This window comes from Paenibacillus cucumis (ex Kampfer et al. 2016) (assembly GCF_019748695.1).
Taxonomy (GTDB): Bacteria; Bacillota; Bacilli; order Paenibacillales; family Paenibacillaceae; genus Paenibacillus; species Paenibacillus polysaccharolyticus.
In genome coordinates this window covers 1-16,527 of record NZ_JACLIC010000007.1, presented here as the reverse complement: position 1 = coordinate 16,527, position 16,527 = coordinate 1, and the positions used below count along the sequence as shown (strand labels likewise).

General features: G+C 46.2%; 17 protein-coding genes. 14 read left to right on the top strand and 3 right to left on the bottom strand.

Annotation, left to right across the window (positions count from 1 at the left end; translation table 11 throughout):
• The first annotated feature begins 131 nt into the window (after positions 1-131).
• Positions 132-2,936: a hypothetical protein gene (locus H7T88_RS03020; protein ID WP_221786802.1), complete on the top strand. Its 2,805-nt coding sequence runs from the start codon at positions 132-134 to the stop codon at positions 2,934-2,936.
• A 102-nt stretch (positions 2,937-3,038) separates the two neighbouring features.
• Here the strand turns inward: H7T88_RS03020 and H7T88_RS03015 are convergent, their stop codons facing one another.
• Together H7T88_RS03015 and H7T88_RS03010 are read right to left on the bottom strand one after the other, a co-directional pair.
• Entirely contained in the window at positions 3,039-3,410 is a 372-nt protein-coding gene (locus tag H7T88_RS03015; RefSeq protein WP_312027572.1) for a cupredoxin domain-containing protein, read from the bottom strand.
• Between the two features lie 220 nt (positions 3,411-3,630).
• A complete protein-coding gene (locus tag H7T88_RS03010; RefSeq protein WP_090922244.1) occupies positions 3,631-3,990 on the bottom strand; it encodes a phage holin family protein in 360 nt (119 codons plus the stop codon).
• Positions 3,991-4,182: 192 nt separating this feature from the next.
• Between H7T88_RS03010 and H7T88_RS03005 the strand changes: the two genes are divergently transcribed.
• The 4 genes from H7T88_RS03005 (at position 4,183) to H7T88_RS02990 (ending at position 9,065) form a co-directional block, all read left to right on the top strand.
• Entirely contained in the window at positions 4,183-6,549 is a 2,367-nt protein-coding gene (locus H7T88_RS03005) for an endonuclease MutS2 (RefSeq protein ID WP_221786801.1), read from the top strand.
• A 68-nt stretch (positions 6,550-6,617) separates the two neighbouring features.
• Positions 6,618-7,037, top strand: coding sequence for a DUF350 domain-containing protein (locus H7T88_RS03000; RefSeq protein ID WP_261764432.1), 420 nt, complete (start codon positions 6,618-6,620; stop codon positions 7,035-7,037).
• A 120-nt stretch (positions 7,038-7,157) separates the two neighbouring features.
• On the top strand, positions 7,158-7,724 hold the full coding sequence (locus H7T88_RS02995; RefSeq protein WP_090922301.1) for a hypothetical protein: 567 nt from the start codon (positions 7,158-7,160) through the stop codon (positions 7,722-7,724).
• 132 nt (positions 7,725-7,856) lie between these two features.
• On the top strand, positions 7,857-9,065 hold the full coding sequence (locus H7T88_RS02990) for an MFS transporter (protein WP_154886892.1): 1,209 nt from the start codon (positions 7,857-7,859) through the stop codon (positions 9,063-9,065).
• 115 nt (positions 9,066-9,180) lie between these two features.
• On the opposite strand, the gene H7T88_RS02985 is transcribed toward H7T88_RS02990, so the two are convergent.
• Positions 9,181-10,401, bottom strand: a complete 1,221-nt coding sequence (locus tag H7T88_RS02985) for an NAD(P)/FAD-dependent oxidoreductase (RefSeq protein WP_154958260.1) — start codon at positions 10,399-10,401, stop codon at positions 9,181-9,183.
• Between the two features lie 95 nt (positions 10,402-10,496).
• Between H7T88_RS02985 and H7T88_RS02980 the strand changes: the two genes are divergently transcribed.
• The 9 genes from H7T88_RS02980 (at position 10,497) to H7T88_RS02940 (ending at position 16,400) form a co-directional block, all read left to right on the top strand.
• Entirely contained in the window at positions 10,497-10,730 is a 234-nt protein-coding gene (locus tag H7T88_RS02980) for a hypothetical protein (protein WP_090922254.1), read from the top strand.
• A 53-nt stretch (positions 10,731-10,783) separates the two neighbouring features.
• Positions 10,784-11,167, top strand: coding sequence for a spore coat protein (locus H7T88_RS02975; RefSeq protein ID WP_154958259.1), 384 nt, complete (start codon positions 10,784-10,786; stop codon positions 11,165-11,167).
• Between the two features lie 156 nt (positions 11,168-11,323).
• A complete protein-coding gene (locus tag H7T88_RS02970; RefSeq protein ID WP_154958258.1) occupies positions 11,324-11,824 on the top strand; it encodes an Lrp/AsnC family transcriptional regulator in 501 nt (166 codons plus the stop codon).
• A gap of 13 nt (positions 11,825-11,837) precedes the next feature.
• Positions 11,838-13,046 (top strand): aminotransferase class I/II-fold pyridoxal phosphate-dependent enzyme, encoded by a 1,209-nt coding sequence (locus H7T88_RS02965; protein WP_154958257.1) that lies wholly within the window; start codon positions 11,838-11,840, stop codon positions 13,044-13,046.
• A gap of 220 nt (positions 13,047-13,266) precedes the next feature.
• Positions 13,267-13,455, top strand: a complete 189-nt coding sequence (locus tag H7T88_RS02960) for an aspartyl-phosphate phosphatase Spo0E family protein (protein ID WP_308722269.1) — start codon at positions 13,267-13,269, stop codon at positions 13,453-13,455.
• Between the two features lie 183 nt (positions 13,456-13,638).
• Entirely contained in the window at positions 13,639-14,190 is a 552-nt protein-coding gene (locus H7T88_RS02955; protein WP_090922264.1) for a type 2 periplasmic-binding domain-containing protein, read from the top strand.
• 36 nt (positions 14,191-14,226) lie between these two features.
• A complete protein-coding gene (locus H7T88_RS02950) occupies positions 14,227-14,769 on the top strand; it encodes a bifunctional adenosylcobinamide kinase/adenosylcobinamide-phosphate guanylyltransferase (protein WP_186811661.1) in 543 nt (180 codons plus the stop codon).
• Positions 14,770-14,841: 72 nt separating this feature from the next.
• A complete protein-coding gene (locus H7T88_RS02945) occupies positions 14,842-15,417 on the top strand; it encodes a cob(I)yrinic acid a,c-diamide adenosyltransferase (protein WP_090922268.1) in 576 nt (191 codons plus the stop codon).
• The gene (locus tag H7T88_RS02940) at positions 15,414-16,400 is read left to right on the top strand and encodes an RluA family pseudouridine synthase (protein WP_221786800.1); all 987 of its coding nucleotides are present in this window, start codon (positions 15,414-15,416) and stop codon (positions 16,398-16,400) included. The genes H7T88_RS02945 and H7T88_RS02940 overlap by 4 nt, the downstream gene beginning before the upstream one ends.
• Positions 16,401-16,527 lie beyond the last annotated feature (127 nt).

The following is a 16,527-nucleotide window of genomic DNA, read 5'->3' as shown; positions in this document are numbered from 1 at the left end:
TCAATTTTTTTGAACAAAGATTAGCAGGAATTGCTCGAAGTCACATCGAATCCTTAGCAATAGAGGATCGATGTGACTTTTTTGTCATTACAGCTTAGAATCAACATACAGACTTGAAGGAGGGCACAACTGTGACTACACCTGATCGTACACGCGTCACCGTAGAGATCTACGGGACTTCCTATAAACTGGTCGGCAGCAGTGCCGATTATATGAAACAAGTAGCTAATCTGGTAGATGAGCGTATGAGCGCCATCTCCAAAAGTCATTCCCGTTTGGACACGCCGCGTATTGCTGTACTTGCGGCCGTACATATGGCTGAGCAGTCTCTTCAGACGCAGGAGATCCGAAATGAGCTCAAGATGCTCACGGGAGAACGTACAGAACTTCGAAATGAATTGAACCGATTAAACGCCATTCAGAGCGAACACCAAAATGAATTGCAACAGCGAGATCAGTCTCTCGCTGAGGTTCGCCAGCAGAAGATTGAGGCGGAGCAGGCTTTGCAAAAGCTCACCGCAGACAAGCAGGCTGAAATCTCCAAACTGAATGCGATGTTGGAGCAAGAGCGCAGCCAAATGAAGGATCAGATCCAGAAGATGCAAGCGCAAGCCGCGGCACAACTCAAAGAGGCAGAAGTGAAAGCTAATACACGTGTAAAGGAAGCAGAGGAAAAGGCAGCAAACCAACTCAAACAAGTACAGGCTCAATCTGCGTCGCAACTTAAAGAAGCACAGAACCGTGCGGCAGCTGAGCTACAGCAGGTGCGGGCCAAAGCCGCAACTGAGTACAAGGAGTTGCAGGAAAGAACTGCGGCACAATTGAAGGAAGCCGAAAGCAAGGCAGTAGCAGAGCGCCAAAAACTGCAGGTTCAGGCGGCAGAGCAGGTACAAGCGGCCAAAGAAGAGGCAGAAGCTGCGATCCTCTCTGAACTGGAACAGGCTGAAGTCAAATTGAGACAGGTGCAGGAGGAGGCAACCCTCCAATACAGCGAACTTGAAAGTCAAATGAAGCAACGTCTGGAGCAAGCCGAGCAGAATGCACAGAAGCAGGCGGATGCGTTCCAAGCACAAGCGAAACAAGAGCGTGAAGCATGGATTGCTGAAGCTGAACAGAAGCATCAGGCTACACGGGAGCAATTGCAGGCTGAGTTTAAAGCTCTTTCCGAGCAATCCGAACTGGAATGGATGGAGAAAGAGGCATTTTATGAAGAACAATTGAAAGAAGAGCAGGAAGCAGCGGCCACCCGTACAGCTGAGGCAACGGCTGCGGCTGAAGAAACGCTACAGCAGGAGCGGAGTAAACTGGCTCGTCAGTTGCAGGAAGAACGCGCTCAGGCAAATGCTCGCATAACGGAGATCAATGAACAACTGGGAGAGGTTCGGAGTCAGCTTCAACATGCGCAGGAAGTGGTGTCTGAGCAAGAACAGTTGCTTCAAGCGGAACGTACCCATGTGGAGTCGTTGCAACAGGAGCACGAGATCCGTATTCAGGATCAGGAGACTCAGACACGTCGAATTGCGGAGCTTCAGCAGCAATTGGAGCAATTGAGAGGAGACAGCAATGATCTGCAAAACAAACTTCGTGAAACGGAGCAGTCGTTGAAACAGACACAGGACTCTCAGCAACAGTTGCAAGATCTGTATAATGAAGCAGTGGATCGTGAAACAGCGCTCACAGCTCAACTGCGTAAACTCCAGGAACAGCATACCCAGCTTGAACAGGATGCGCAGCATTTGCTTGAAGCAGAAGCGAAGTCAGAAGAAGAACAGCGCAGATTGCACAAGGTGCTTGAGCAGGCACATGCGGCTGTACGTACATTGCAAAATGAGATCACAACACTAACGGAGAGTGAACAATCCTGGAAAGATCTTGCTGAACAGCGACTCGCCGATATTGGCGATCTGGAGAATCAGATTCTCGAAGCGGCCGATCAGAATGAAACGCTGGAGGCTGGTGTACAGTCCTTACATGATGAACTTTCCGTTGTAAAGGAAGAAGCACGTCTCTACAATGAAGAGGCTGTTCGTTATGAGAAAGAAAACGAGGTCCTGGAAGAAAAACTCAAGCAATTGGATGAGGAATTACAAGGCACACGCCGTGAACTAAATGATAAGCATGAGGAGTTAGCTGATAATCGCGATGAATTGCATAGTGCCCAAGAGGAATTAAGCCGTTTGCAAGAACAATACAAGCAGATCCGTAACGATTATAGTGATGCTCTCCAACGAGAAGAAAATGCTGGTTCTCTAATGAGTGAACTCGAAGCGGAGAAGAATGCGCTGGAGCAATCGCTGAACGAAGCAAGACAGTCCGCTGAGCAGCTTGCCAAGCGTTATACACAGCAAGCGAATCAACTCGCGCAGACGGAAGAGGAAGCTCTCGAATGGCAAATTAAACATGAGGATCTGTCCGCCAATCAGGCGGAACTATCTTCTCGTATCCAGCAACTGATGACACGTGAAGAAGAGCTTCGCTCACAGTTGGAACAGGCAACTCAGTCGGCAGAACAGAACGAACAGGAATGGAAGCTCCGAGCTGATGAATGGGCGGAGCAGGAACGGGCATGGCAGGATCGCTGGACAGCGCTGGAGAGTGAATTGACAGCGTGGCAACGAGAGAGTGCAGCGAGTTCCGAGAAGCTGGAAGAACTGGTACAAGAACGGGACCAGTTGCTCAGGGAACGTTCACAGCGGGAACAGCATCAAGTGGAGGCTGATGAGGAGAAGCAGATCATGGAGAATGAACTGCGAGAAATAAGTGAACGTTATGAACTAGCGGCAAACCAGCTTCGGTTGTTGCAGGTTGAGCGGGAGATGGAACAAGAAAAGGCGGAGCAGCTCAATACGGAATATCGTCAGCTGCACGATGAATATACGAAGTTACAGACGGAATATAACGAATGGATTGAATTGATTGAGCAGGATCAGACGTAGAGGATAGACACTTTCGTCAATATGCTGACCAGCAAACTCTTGCATAATTTGTTATAATACACAAAGAGCTCCCGTCGCTACGGGGGCTCTTGTCTTGAAGTGTTATTCTTCTACTATAATTTTGGAGATCATGCTACTGTGTCCAGAACCACAAAAAACGGAACATGACATTTCGAACTCGCCGACTTTTTCCGGGACAATGACTTTGGAACTTTTTTGAGTGTCTAACCGAAGGTTGAACTCAGGCACGAGCAAACCGTGATTTCCGTTGACGTTTTCATAAACAATCTTCACAGGCACACCTTTTTTGAGTCGATATTCGGGTTGATCGAATTCGTAGTTGCTTGCCTTGATCACCAGTTGTTCGCTGGCTGTAATCTCTGGCTCGGATGCTGAATCTTTGGGACTACCGCATGCAGCAAGAACAAGAATTAACATACACGCGGCAAGCCATGTTATACCTTTCTTCATCATGTACCTCCTTCAGACGTGTGGGATGGATTAAAATTTGAATGATTTCTCAAGTCATCATACCGCAATCTGGCGATGCCTGTACATGTGGGGTATGTCGTTTTATTGAAATTTATCGATAGTTGCTGATCACTTGATGTGCAAAAAGAAAAACCTCTTCAGGCCAACGGCCTTCCGAGGTTTAGGTGTCTTGTTAGAGCGCTAGCAGAATGACAGTCAGTCTTTAGCTTTTGGAGCTTCGTCCGGCATCAAACGGTGTGGATACCGGGATGAAGAGATCGATAATCCCGATGACCAATGCGGCGAGAATGGCACCGAGCAGGCTGACCTCAACATGATCAACCACATATTGACCCAGCCAAATGACCAATGCACTTACGATAAAGCCGACAATTCCCCGGCCAAAAGGATTCACTCTTTTGCCAAAGATGCCTTCAACGATCCAGCCCAGCAAGGCAATGACCAATGCAAGCATCAGTGCGCTCCAGAAACCACCAACGGCGAAACCGGGAACGATCCAGCTTACAACCATTAAGACGATAGCTGCAATAATAAATCGTACGACATGGCCCAGAAAATTCATAGGGGTACCTCCTTTGTTCAGATTGGATTGGGCATAAACATGGGAACTCTAAGGGAGTAAAATGAATAGCACAATCCTGACACATGTAGTTTGTGGCGTCATACCCCAAGTTATGTGTGGAAGGATTCGTTAAATAGCGCAACAAAGTTTCTTTCGTTATAATACAGGTATAGTTTGGAAGGAGTTGTACACTTGGACACGAAAATATTACACACATTAGAATATCGCAAAATTCTAAATACATTGATTGGCTTTGCTCAAACGTCAATGGGCAAGAAAAAAGCGGAGCAACTTGAACCGAATAGTGATCTTGAAGAAGTAAAGCGTTTACTTCAACAAACGGATGAAGCTTTCACCTTTGAGCGTCTCAAAGGTTCCCCATCATTTGGCGGGATTGTAGACATCACGGCTTCTGTAAAACGTGCTGAGATTGGAGGCACCCTGAACCCGAATGAACTGCTGGGTATTTCCACAACGACACATGCGGCCAGACGATTGAAACGTCAGATTGCAACGCTACATGAGGACGAGCCGATGGAGTCGCTCTTCTATATTAGTGACCAGTTGTCTGAGCAGAAGGAACTTGAAGATGCGATCCGTATCTGTATTGATGATAATGCGGAGGTTGCAGATAGTGCGAGTGTAACGCTGGCACAGATTCGCCGTGAACTGCGCGGGGGAGAAGCACGGATTCGGGAGAAGCTGGATTCAATGATTCGTTCGTCCACCGTATCCAAAATGTTGCAAGATCAGCTCATTACGATTCGTGGGGATCGATTTGTGATTCCGGTCAAAGCAGAGTACCGCTCTTATTTCGGCGGTATTGTTCATGATCAGTCTGGTTCAGGAGCGACTCTATTTATTGAGCCGGAATCCATCGTGGCTATGAACAATAAATTACGCGAAACCCGGATTCGGGAAGAACGTGAGATTGAGATTATTTTGCAAAAATTGACGGCCCATGTCAGTGAGCAGGGTGAGTGGCTGTTATATGATGTCGATTTGCTGGCATCGCTTGATTTTATTTTTGCCAAAGCACGTTTAGCCCGTGAACTGAAAGCAACCCTGCCTCGGATGAATGATCGGGGTTTCCTGAAGCTGAAAAAAGGACGTCATCCGCTGATTCCGATTGAACATGTCGTTCCAATTGATGTAGAGCTGGGCAACGACTACACCTCTATTATCGTGACTGGACCGAATACGGGTGGTAAAACGGTAACGTTGAAAACCATCGGTCTATTAAGTTTGATGGCGATGTCGGGATTGTTTGTTCCAGCCGAAGACGGCAGTCAGCTATGTGTATTTGATGCGATATATGCCGACATTGGTGATGAGCAGAGTATCGAGCAGAATCTGAGTACGTTCTCTAGCCATATGACCAACATCATTCGTATTTTGAAAAATATGACGCCGAAAAGTCTCATCCTGTTGGATGAACTTGGAGCAGGGACAGATCCGGCAGAAGGTTCTGCGCTCGCCATCTCCATGCTGGAGCATATGCACCAGACAGGTTGCCGCATGGTGGCGACGACTCACTATAGTGAGTTGAAAGCTTATGCGTACGAGCGTAAAGGCGTTATTAACGCCAGTATGGAATTTGATATCAATACACTGAGTCCAACATACCGTCTGCTTGTCGGCGTACCGGGACGCAGTAACGCTTTTGCGATTGCAGAGCGCTTGGGGCTTCCGGGTTACATTCTGGATTATGCACGCGGTGAAGTGAAAGAAGAAGATCAGCGGATTGAACACATGATCGCTTCGCTCGAAGAGAACCGTCTAACAGCTGAACAAGAGCGCCAGAAAGCGGAAACGCTTCGTCAGGATATGGAGAAATTGCGCAGCCGCCATCAAGCCGAGCTGGAAAAGCTGGAACAACAGCGTGACCGCCGGATTGAAAAAGCGGAGGAAGATGCGCGTAGCATTGTAGATAAGGCCCGTGCAGAAGCAGAGAAAATTATTGCGGATCTTCGTCAGCTGGCCCTGGAAGAGGGGGCTTCTGTCAAGGAGCATAAATTGATCGCTGCTCGTAAGCAGCTGGATGAAGCAGAACCGGAAAAACGTAAAAAAACGGTGAAAAAGACAGCTGCTCCGAAAGCACGTGCGATTGGCCCAGGTGATGAAGTTCTGGTTTATAGTCTGAATCAGAAGGGGCATGTCGTGGAGATGGCAGGCAACAAGGATGCTGTGGTACAGCTCGGCATTATGAAAATGAAGGTGTCGCTGGATGATTTGGAGTTGCAACAGACAGCACCAGCAGCAAAACAGCCAAAGCAAAAACCAGTCACAGGCATGAAGCGTACTCGAGATGATAACGTGAAGAGTGAGCTGGATCTGCGGGGGGCTAACCTGGAAGAGGCACTGATGGAAGCAGATCGTTTCATCGATGAAGCATTCCTTGCCAACTTGGGTCAAGTGTATATTATCCATGGCAAAGGTACAGGAATTTTGCGTACGGGTATTCAGGATTACCTGCGGAAGCATAAACATATTAAAAGTTATCGTCTAGGCAATTACGGAGAGGGAGGCAACGGTGTAACCGTCGCTGAACTGGAATAGCCTCAAGATGAATAAACAATGCCTGCTGTTCAGTCAAGTGGATAGCAGGTGCGGAAGGGGGATGGGAAGTGAAAGAAGCGATTGACGGACTGCTGTCTCATCCGCTCGGGATGGTCCTCGGTTTCTTCTCGGTTGCCATTATGGAGTTGCTTGTTTTTCTGGCATGCTTCGAACTGGTGACCAAATATAAATGCTGGACGGAGATCAAAAAAGGCAATGTGGCTGTGGCTATGGCTACAGGCGGGAAAATCTTTGGGATTTGCAACGTACTCCGTTTTTGCATTCAAGCAAAATCTTCAGTATATGAAGCGATGACATGGTCATTTGTCGGGTTTGTTTTGTTGCTCATTGCTTATTTTTTGTTCGAGTTCCTGACGCCAGTGTTTTCAATTGACCGGGAGATTGAAGCAGATAACCGTGCAGTTGGATTAATATCCATGATCATTTCTGTCTCACTGTCCTTTGTTATTGGCGCAAGCATTGTCTAGGGGGATCGATGATGAAAATATTGATACGGATTTTGTTTGCGGCGTCGATTGTGTTTTTTGCCATCGGTGTGATCTATGTGTTAAATACGTAATTATATGAAAGAGAAAGGTTGATACATGATGGAAACAACGGTATGTCCTTGGTGTCAAACAGAGATTGTTTGGGATGAGGAACTGGGTCCGGAAGAAGAGTGTCCGTATTGTCATAATGAATTAAAGGGTTACCGTACACTGAACATTAACATTGGTGATGAAGAGAATGATGATAGCGAAGAAGAGTTCGACATGAAGGACATTTCAAACGATAAAGAGCAAATCTCGGACCTAACTTCGCTTTGGGGTGATGAAGTGGAACTGAAGTTGCCAGAACTCCGGACATTGAATAAATATGCAGATGAGGGCAACGATCTGATTCAATATGAACAAGGTGTAGAAAAGCAACTGGATCAGCAAGAGGAAGTACCAGAGTGTCCGAATTGTCGGGAATTCATGATTCTAGCTGGTACGCAGACAGCGAGTCAGGATACATTCACACCAGTGGCCAATGCTGCTTCTGGAAAAGGTGTTGTCTTGTCATCTCCATTTACGGTATTGACTTACGTGTGCTCTGGTTGCTTCCAGGTTCAATACAGTTTGTCTGAGGATGACCGTCTGCGTTTGATTCAGAACCTGAGTGCACACGAATAGATCACATTGGTTTGAAAACTAATTTTATACAACATCAAAGATTCATCATGTTTTCCTCCGGCTTGGGGTACGTTAAGCCTTAAGAGCCACCTGTTCAAGTTAAGTTGGATTCAGGTCATGGAGGAGGGGCAGATGAAGATTACTTTGGGAAGACAATCCATTCTGCTTTTAGGCGTGAATGGATTGTTTGCGTTAGCCGGAGCCTTGTCCGGTACGTTTTTGAACGTGTTTCTATGGAAAAGCCGTCCAGATTACGCCATGCTCGGCTGGTTTACCATCAGTCAGCAACTGGCTATTGGCATCACGTTTTGGCTCGCGGGGAAGTGGGTCAAGGAACATAATAAAATGAGTGCATTGAGGCTTGGGACAGCATTATCTGGTATGTTCTATATGCTTGTTCTGTGGACTGGCAAGAGCGCTGTGGATTGGATCTGGCCGTTAGGTTTGCTCCTGGGATGTGCATTGGGGCTATTCTGGATTGCCTTTAATGTCGTCTATTTCGAAGTGACGGATCGGGAAAATAGGGACTTGTTTAATGGCTGGGTTGGTTTGTTAGGCTCCATGACAGGCATTGTTGGGCCGTGGTTTTCGGGCCTCATTATTTCACGTATGGCAGATAATACAGGATATCGGCTTATATTCACCGTATCTCTTGTTATTTATATTATTGCAGTGATTTTCAGTTTTTTTCTGAAAAAACGAAAAGTTAGCGGGACATACTGCTGGTTAGAACCCATCCAGCAGTTGTCCACCCCAAAGAGTCCGTGGCGGCCGCTTTCCATGGGGCTGTTTGCCCAAGGCGTTCGGGAAGGGGTATTTGCCTTTTTGATTGCACTGCTGGTTTATCTGGCGACAAGCCAGGAGTACAAGCTTGGACAATTCTCTCTTATTACTTCAGCTGTTGCGCTCGCCAGTTACTGGGCAGCAGGAAAATGGTTTAAACCTCATTATCGATCTAAAGGGATGTTTACAGGTTCCGTGTTGTTACTTCTGGTGTTGTTACCACTACTCTGGAAAGTGACATATGGGACACTGCTTTTTATGGGAATCGGAAGCGCTATAGCGATGCCGCTATATATTTTGCCGATGATCTCCGCAGGTTTCGACATGATGGGCACAAGCGGCGAAAATGTGGAGAAAAGGGTTGAACTTGTCGTATTGAGGGAACTCAGTCTGATGTGCGGGCGGCTTTTTGGCTTGACCGTATTTATGATTACTGTGTTAAACTCGCCATCAACTAAAGTGTTAATCTGGCTCATTATCATCCTTGGGGCTTTTCCGCTCATTGGCTGGATGTTTATGAGGAAACTTTTGATCAACACGACAGCTCGCGATTCATGAAAGTTTATAACTGAAAAAAAAGGGTGCAGCGAGGGAATGGAAGTTATCCCTTAGCCGTACCCTTTTGTTGTTTTTCATACGACGAAACTGTATGCATCCAATGTGTTTTTGCTGTTTAGGCTGGAGATGGTTTGCTCGTTCTTGTTAGGGAGAAAAGCTTCATATCTTCATTCTGAACGCCGCTAATGGCATCTGCGATCAGTGAGGCCGCAATCATGCTGTACACTGTTCCGTTCCCACCGTACCCTTCGACAAAGTATGAATGTGGGTAATCCGGATGCGTACCAATGAGGGGAAGGCCATCATGTGTATTACCAAATACAGCACCCCAAGCATAATCCACCTCTAGCTGATCAAGCGGGAAATATGTTTTGAGCTCATCTAGCAGAACATCGCCTTGATTTTTGGAACGGAGCTCGCGCTGATCCTTGTCCGGTGTTTCTTCATCAAGTCCACCCACGATAATGCGGTTGTCTGGCGTGGTACGCATATATAGATAAGGGCGAGCCGTTTCCCAGATCATAGCTTGCTCATGCCAAGAGCTCAGATCAGACAGAGGTTTGGTTGTTATAGCATACGTTGCTTTCAAATACGCTCCCCGGTCTTTTTTGATCTCTTGCGTTTCATAACCGGCTGCATAAACGATCTGCTTAGCTCGAATTTTGCCATGGGGAGTATAACACAAGACCCCTTCATCGTCATATTCACAGTGAATCATTTCTGTTTGTTCGTAAATACGTGCCCCATGTTGAACGGCCGATTCAAACAGCCCTTGCACAAACCGATACGGATTTACTTCCGCATCTCCTCTGGTGTATAAGGCGGCTGGCTTCACAAAAGGAAAATGGCTTTTGATTTGGTCTGCGTTCCATAGCTCTGCTTCGAATCCATGCTTTTGTAAGGTCTGATATTCTTCCTCTAGCAAAGAAACATCTTCTTCGCTGCTGGCAAAACAAAAGCTGTTTCGCGGAATAAACCACGGATCGGGCTTCAGACTCCCCGCAATTTCGGAAAGCTGCTGCATGGCTTCACGGCACAGCTGATAAAAGCGTACCCCTTTTGCTTCTCCAAATGTGTTGATGCACGATGTCAACGTTTTGTCATTGGTATATTGTAGCAGGCCGGTGTTGGCTGAACTGCTTCCATGTGCTATTTTTCGCTTGTCAATGACAACCGTATCGAATCCACGCTCTGCAAGCAGCCTTGAAGTCAGTGCACCTCCCATACCGCCACCAATAATCAAGCAGTCACAAGAGATGTCGCCATTTAAAGAGGGATAATCCACATCCGATTTATAAGTTGAAGGCCAGTAAGGTGTGCCATATACAAGATCCAATTGAACCAGCTCCTTTGTCTTCACATTGGTATAGTTTTGTATTTCAAGGTAACAATAAACTCGCATAAACTATAGATCTAGGAGGTACGACGTACATGCAACATTCACAAATGCAAGCTCTGAGTCCAAAAGAATTGAACTACATTGCCGATTCCATCTCCAACGAGGAGATGCTGATCAAACAATGTGCAGCTACAGCTTCCATATCCACACATCCGGCCATTCAACAGGCCTTGAATCAATATGTTCGCTCTCATGAGCAGCATATGAACACATTGATTCAAACATTGCATCAGCATCAATCTCTTGCACCTTCCCAATCACAATAATTCACATCAACAAGCAACCCACAGCAATAAATCAGCACATAGGAGGAAAACACATGTATAATCAAACCGGAACTTTTATGCAAGAACAGGATTTGTTAAAAACCATTCTTGCAGACCTGAGACGAACTTCGCGCGAATACACAACGGCTACAACAGAATCTTCCTGTCCGATGGTTCGCAGTATGTTCAATGATTTGACAAATGATACACTTCGCCTGCAAGGAGAACTGTTTAACCTGATGCAGCAGAACAACATGTACTCCGCTTCTGCCAAAGCACCGCGTCAAGACTTGGACAAGCAGATTCAGTCTGCACACCAGGCACAGCAGAAATGTCAGCAATTCGTGCAGGAGAAGAATGTACAAAACAGTCCTTATGGACAAGTGCCAAATGTATCTCCGCGGCAACCGAATTACGGTAACCCTTATTACATGTAACCTGTAGATAAGGGTTTTGAAGCATATGCTTAAAGACCATACCACCGCTTGCCTGAATTGAAGGCAGGCGGTCTTTTGTCTATGCACCAACGTTGAATTCATGTAATATAAGTATTAATTCATTTTAGGAACCTGGATGACGCTGGAGGGAAAACGATGAAAGAGTTGAACGATCTGCAACTTAAAGTTCTGGATCTGTTGAAGGAAGACGCGAGAAGGACTCCCGCACTGCTGTCAACGCTGCTGGGGGAGTCGGAAGATAAAATCAAAGCTGTTGTAGCGCAGCTTGAAGAAGAACACGTCATCGTAAAATATGCAACGGTAGTGAACTGGAGCAAAATTGATGATGAGAAAGTGACTGCCCTGATTGAAGTTCAGATTACACCTGAGCGTGGGCGTGGCTTTGAAGGGATTGCCGAACGAATCTATCTTTATCCGCAAGTAAAGTCGGTTTACCTCATGTCAGGAGCATACGATCTGCTTGTTGAAGTAGAGGGGGGTAATCTGCGTGAAGTGGCTAACTTTGTATCGGAGAAGCTGTCTCCGATTGATTCAGTACTATCAACCAAGACGAATTTTATTCTTAAAAAATATAAGCAGGACGGGATTATTTTTGAAGACCATCAGGAAGACAACCGTCTCATGATCTCGCCGTAAAGGAAGATGTGTCATGATAGTGAATGAACAGACAACCGGGAATAACAAAACAATGTCCTCATATTTGGCTCCGCTCGTGAAACAGATCCCGCCATCCGGCATCCGCAAGTTTTTTGATCTGGTGGGCGACAATAAAGATATCATCACGCTTGGTGTAGGGGAGCCGGATTTCGTAACACCGTGGCACATGCGTGAAGCTTGTGTATACTCTCTCGAGAGAGGCATGACCAGTTATACATCGAATGCAGGTATGCCGAAGTTGCGTGAGGCAATCAGCAGTTATCTGGATACGCAGTTTGATACCAAGTACGATCCGAAAGATGAGATTATTGTCACCGTAGGTGGAAGTGAAGCAATTGACCTTGCTTTGCGTGCATTGATCGTGCCCGGAGACGAAATTCTGATCCCTGAGCCATCTTATGTCGCTTACTCTCCTATTGCATCTATCGGTGGAGGTATCCCTGTCGGGGTAGAGACATATGCAAAGGATCAGTTCAAGGTAACGGCTGAAGCGCTGGAAGCTAGCATTACACCGAAATCGAAGGTTGTTATTTTATGTTATCCAAGCAACCCAACAGGGGCGATCATGACCTACGAAGACTGGCTGCCGATTGCAGAGGTCATCAAAAAACATGATTTGATCGTCATTGCTGACGAAATATATGCTGAGTTGACTTATAATCAGAAACATGTCAGCTTCGCTTCAATTCCCGATATGAAAGATCGCACGATTTTGGTGAGCGGTTTCTCCAAGGCGTTTGCGATGACGGGATGGCGGATTGGATATATGTGTGGACATCCTGAACTCATTGCAGCAATGCTCAAAATCCATCAGTACACGGTAATGTGTGCGCCGGCAATGGGTCAGGTAGCAGCTCTCGAAGCATTGACAAATGGACTGGGTGAAAAAGACCGAATGGTCGAATCCTATAACCAGCGCAGACGTTTGATTGTACAGGGGTTCCGTGATATTGGACTGGATTGTCATGAACCTCAGGGAGCGTTTTATGCTTTTCCGAGTATTCAGAAGACAGGCCTCAGCTCCGATCTGTTTGCTGAACGATTGTTAACGGAGAACAAGGTGGCTGCGGTGCCAGGTAACGTGTTTGGGCCGCAAGGAGAAGGATTTTTACGTTGCTCTTATGCGACCTCAGTATCCCAGTTAAGCGAAGCTTTGGAACGTATCGGAAATTTTGTTTACAAAGTTCAAAAAGAGGGTTAATACAAAGAAGAACCACAGTATAAATAAGGCATTTGGTACTTTTCCAAAAAAATACTTTCTTTTACAAAATATTATGATATAATTTCAATTTGAAATAGGATTTCATATATTTGGAAAATTATTTTCTGAGGAGGGGTTAGCTTTGTTTTGTGTTGAATATGATTTACCGACAAATCGTGGACACGTTCTGGCAGAAAGCGATCATGGCGACCGATGGTCGGTGAACCCTGATGACGCATCCTTGCATAACATTTCCTTGGAAGATGAGATCCGCATGCTTCGCAGCAAGATGGAACAGATTTTTCTGGAAGAGAAATCATTTACATCCGACATTGTGATTGAAATCAGCAGTTTGCTGGACTTGAAAATTAACGAATACATGAAGGCTAATCCGGTCAAACCGAAGTAAATATCGGGTTGATGGATATATGCTAGGAACATGTAGAATGATATAATTTGTAACACGGCAGAGAGGAGGTCCGAAAGGGTCTCCTTTTTGTTATGTACTTTAATGTAATGTCGAATACGGGTTATTTTTTTGCGTGGAACAATTGTGATATATTGGAGTTAGGAGACTAAAGGGGGAACTGGAATGAGGAGATTTTGGGGACTGACCGCAATAATTTCATTAATCTTTATATTAGCCGGATGTGGCGGTAAAGACGGTTTTACGGTGTTTATTATTGATAACCAGGGTAATCCATCGGGTATTTCGGAACAGTTACAAACAAATCTGCAGCAAAAGCTTGGTGAAGAACCAAAAGTAGAAATCATTACAAGTGCGATGTATGATGTTCAAAAAATATTGGTTGAATATGCCGCTGGCAGCCATGATATCTTTATTTTGCCTGAAAATGATATGAAACAGTATGGTCAGAACGGCTCGAATGTCCCGCTAGATGATACATTTGATCCCAAGAAATATGAACGCGGTGTATTTGAGGGATCTGTATTGGTTGAAAAAGGGAAGGGCGACGATGGATCTGATATGAAAAAAGAAACCCACTTGTACGGTATTCCGCTGGAGAATATGCAGATGTTCAAGGATGTAAACTATGCCCCAAGCAATCTGTTCGCTACCATTCCATTGTCAGCGGCTAACATTGAAGAGTCGAAAAAAGTGCTCAAGGCGCTGACAGAATAACATCTATCTAGAACAGGTATGGGAGGAGGGAACGGATTGCTGATTACGGTCACAGGCGGTATGGGCAGCGGAAAAACGCGCTTTGCGCTGAAATATGCGGCTCAAATGAGCCGGGAAGGTGTATATTTGTCCACTGGTGATCATGATTCCGTAATTCCCGAATTGCCATCCGCTCATTATCGTGCCATTCAGGTGGGGAACGGCCCGAAGCTTGCTGAAGTGGTGAACCAGATTAATCGGGAATCCAATCTTTTTCTGGCGGATCAACGCATGTTGATTGTGGATAGCCTGACGTCCTGGATGGCAGCCAGTTTCAGGGAAGCAACGGATCTGGGTCAGCAACGTGTGGAAACACAACGGCTACTAGATGCACTGTTATCCTATCAGGGGAAAATACTTATCATTACAAATGAGATGCATGGTAGCTTACATCCGTCAGAAGAGGAACGTATTTTTGCAGCGAGAATGGCTTCGGTGAACCGGATTCTGCAGTCTAATGCAAAACAGATGTTTATGCTGGTGTCTGGACTTGCGATTGATCTGAAAGCTCTGCATTTGCGTTATGAAGATGAAGGATAGACGAGCTTTGGGTAATCGGGTAAGATATTTCAGCGTTTGATAAATGATTGATGCACAATTGGAGGGATTATGATGGGGATATATACACGAACCGGTGATGAAGGCCAGACTTCGGTCATTGGAGGCCGAGTTATCAAAGATGATGATCGGGTAGAGGCTTATGGCACGATCGATGAATTAAATTGCTTTGTTGGTCAAGCAATCAGTTTGATTGACTCTGCTAACGGAGAATTTGAGGATTTGCGCGAACATTTGCTTGAAGTGCAACAGGAGCTCTTTGACTGTGGATCAGATCTGGCTTTTGTGCGAATAAGTGAGACAAAGTACAAAGTACGGGATGAGATGGTCACACGTCTGGAGCAGTGGATCGATCAATATGATGCTGAAAATCCTAAAGTGGAACGTTTTATTATCCCTGGCGGAAGTCAACTCTCATCTGCTCTACATGTGTGCCGCACAGTGTGCCGCCGGGCAGAGCGCCGTACCGTTACGCTGGGACAGCATACGGATATTAATCCGTCGGTGCGCCGGTATCTGAACCGTCTTTCGGATTACTTCTTTGTTGTTGCACGGACAGCCAATGCAAGACAACAAGTTGCGGATATTGAATATGTGCGGAGCAAAAAAGTATTCCGCCGCAAAGAATGAGCCAATATTATGCACCGATTGCCTACACGGTGACCGAAGTAGAGGACGGCTGGCTGCTAAAAACCGTGCTTCAAAAGCGGCTTCAGGTTTCGCGTAAGCTTTTATCCAAAATCAAACTCACCGAACAAGGTGTTATGCTGAATGGTGAACGGGTATATATCAGTGTCAAAGTGAGTGCAGGTGATCTGGTGGAGATTCGGATGGAGCGAGAGGAATCCGATGATATTTTGCCAGAGGATATTCCATTCGCTGTGTTGTATGAAGACGAACATCTCCTGATCGTGAATAAAGATTCCGGAATTATCGTGCATCCAACCCATGGGCACTATACAGGTACTTTAGCTAATGGTGTGGTGCATTATTGGCAACAAAAAGGCGAGAAATTCCGCTTCCGTCCAATCCACCGATTAGATCAGGAAACATCCGGCGTGCTGGCGATTGCCAAAAACCCGTATGTGCACCAGCATGTATCAGAGCAGATGATCGCCGGCACTGTGGATAAAAAATATATCGCACTGGTGCATGGCAGCCCTGTTCCCGAACAGGGGGCAGTTGACGGGCCAATTGATCGCGATCCCGAGGAACCGCATCGCCGTATCGTTACACCAGACGGATATGCGGCCAGAACGCTCTACACAACGTTGTCTCGCTGGGATGATGGAAGTGCCAGTGCTGTAAGTTTGAAGCTGGAGAGTGGACGAACCCATCAGATCCGGGTACATATGACGTCTATCGGTTGCCCGTTGATCGGTGATCAGATGTATAAGACGTTGCCAATGCATAACGTGGATGAGCAGACAATGGCTGTTCGTGAGGAACGGGATACGTGGATTGAACGCCAATCGCTACATGCGTGTGAACTGATATTCGAACATCCGATCCTCCGGGAACGTATGACATTCCAGGCTCCACTGCCGCCAGATATGGCCGCATTGGAAAAACGTTTGGATACCGAGGCGGCCCCGAGAGAAAGGGTGCAATAAGCCAAGCTAAACACCCAAGTGGATGAGTAATCATCGATCAAGGCGACAGTTGAGTGATCACAAGCAAAAATGCTCCACGGTTTGGTGGCAAAGCAGCCAAACCATACGCCGAAGGCTAAAGGGGTTT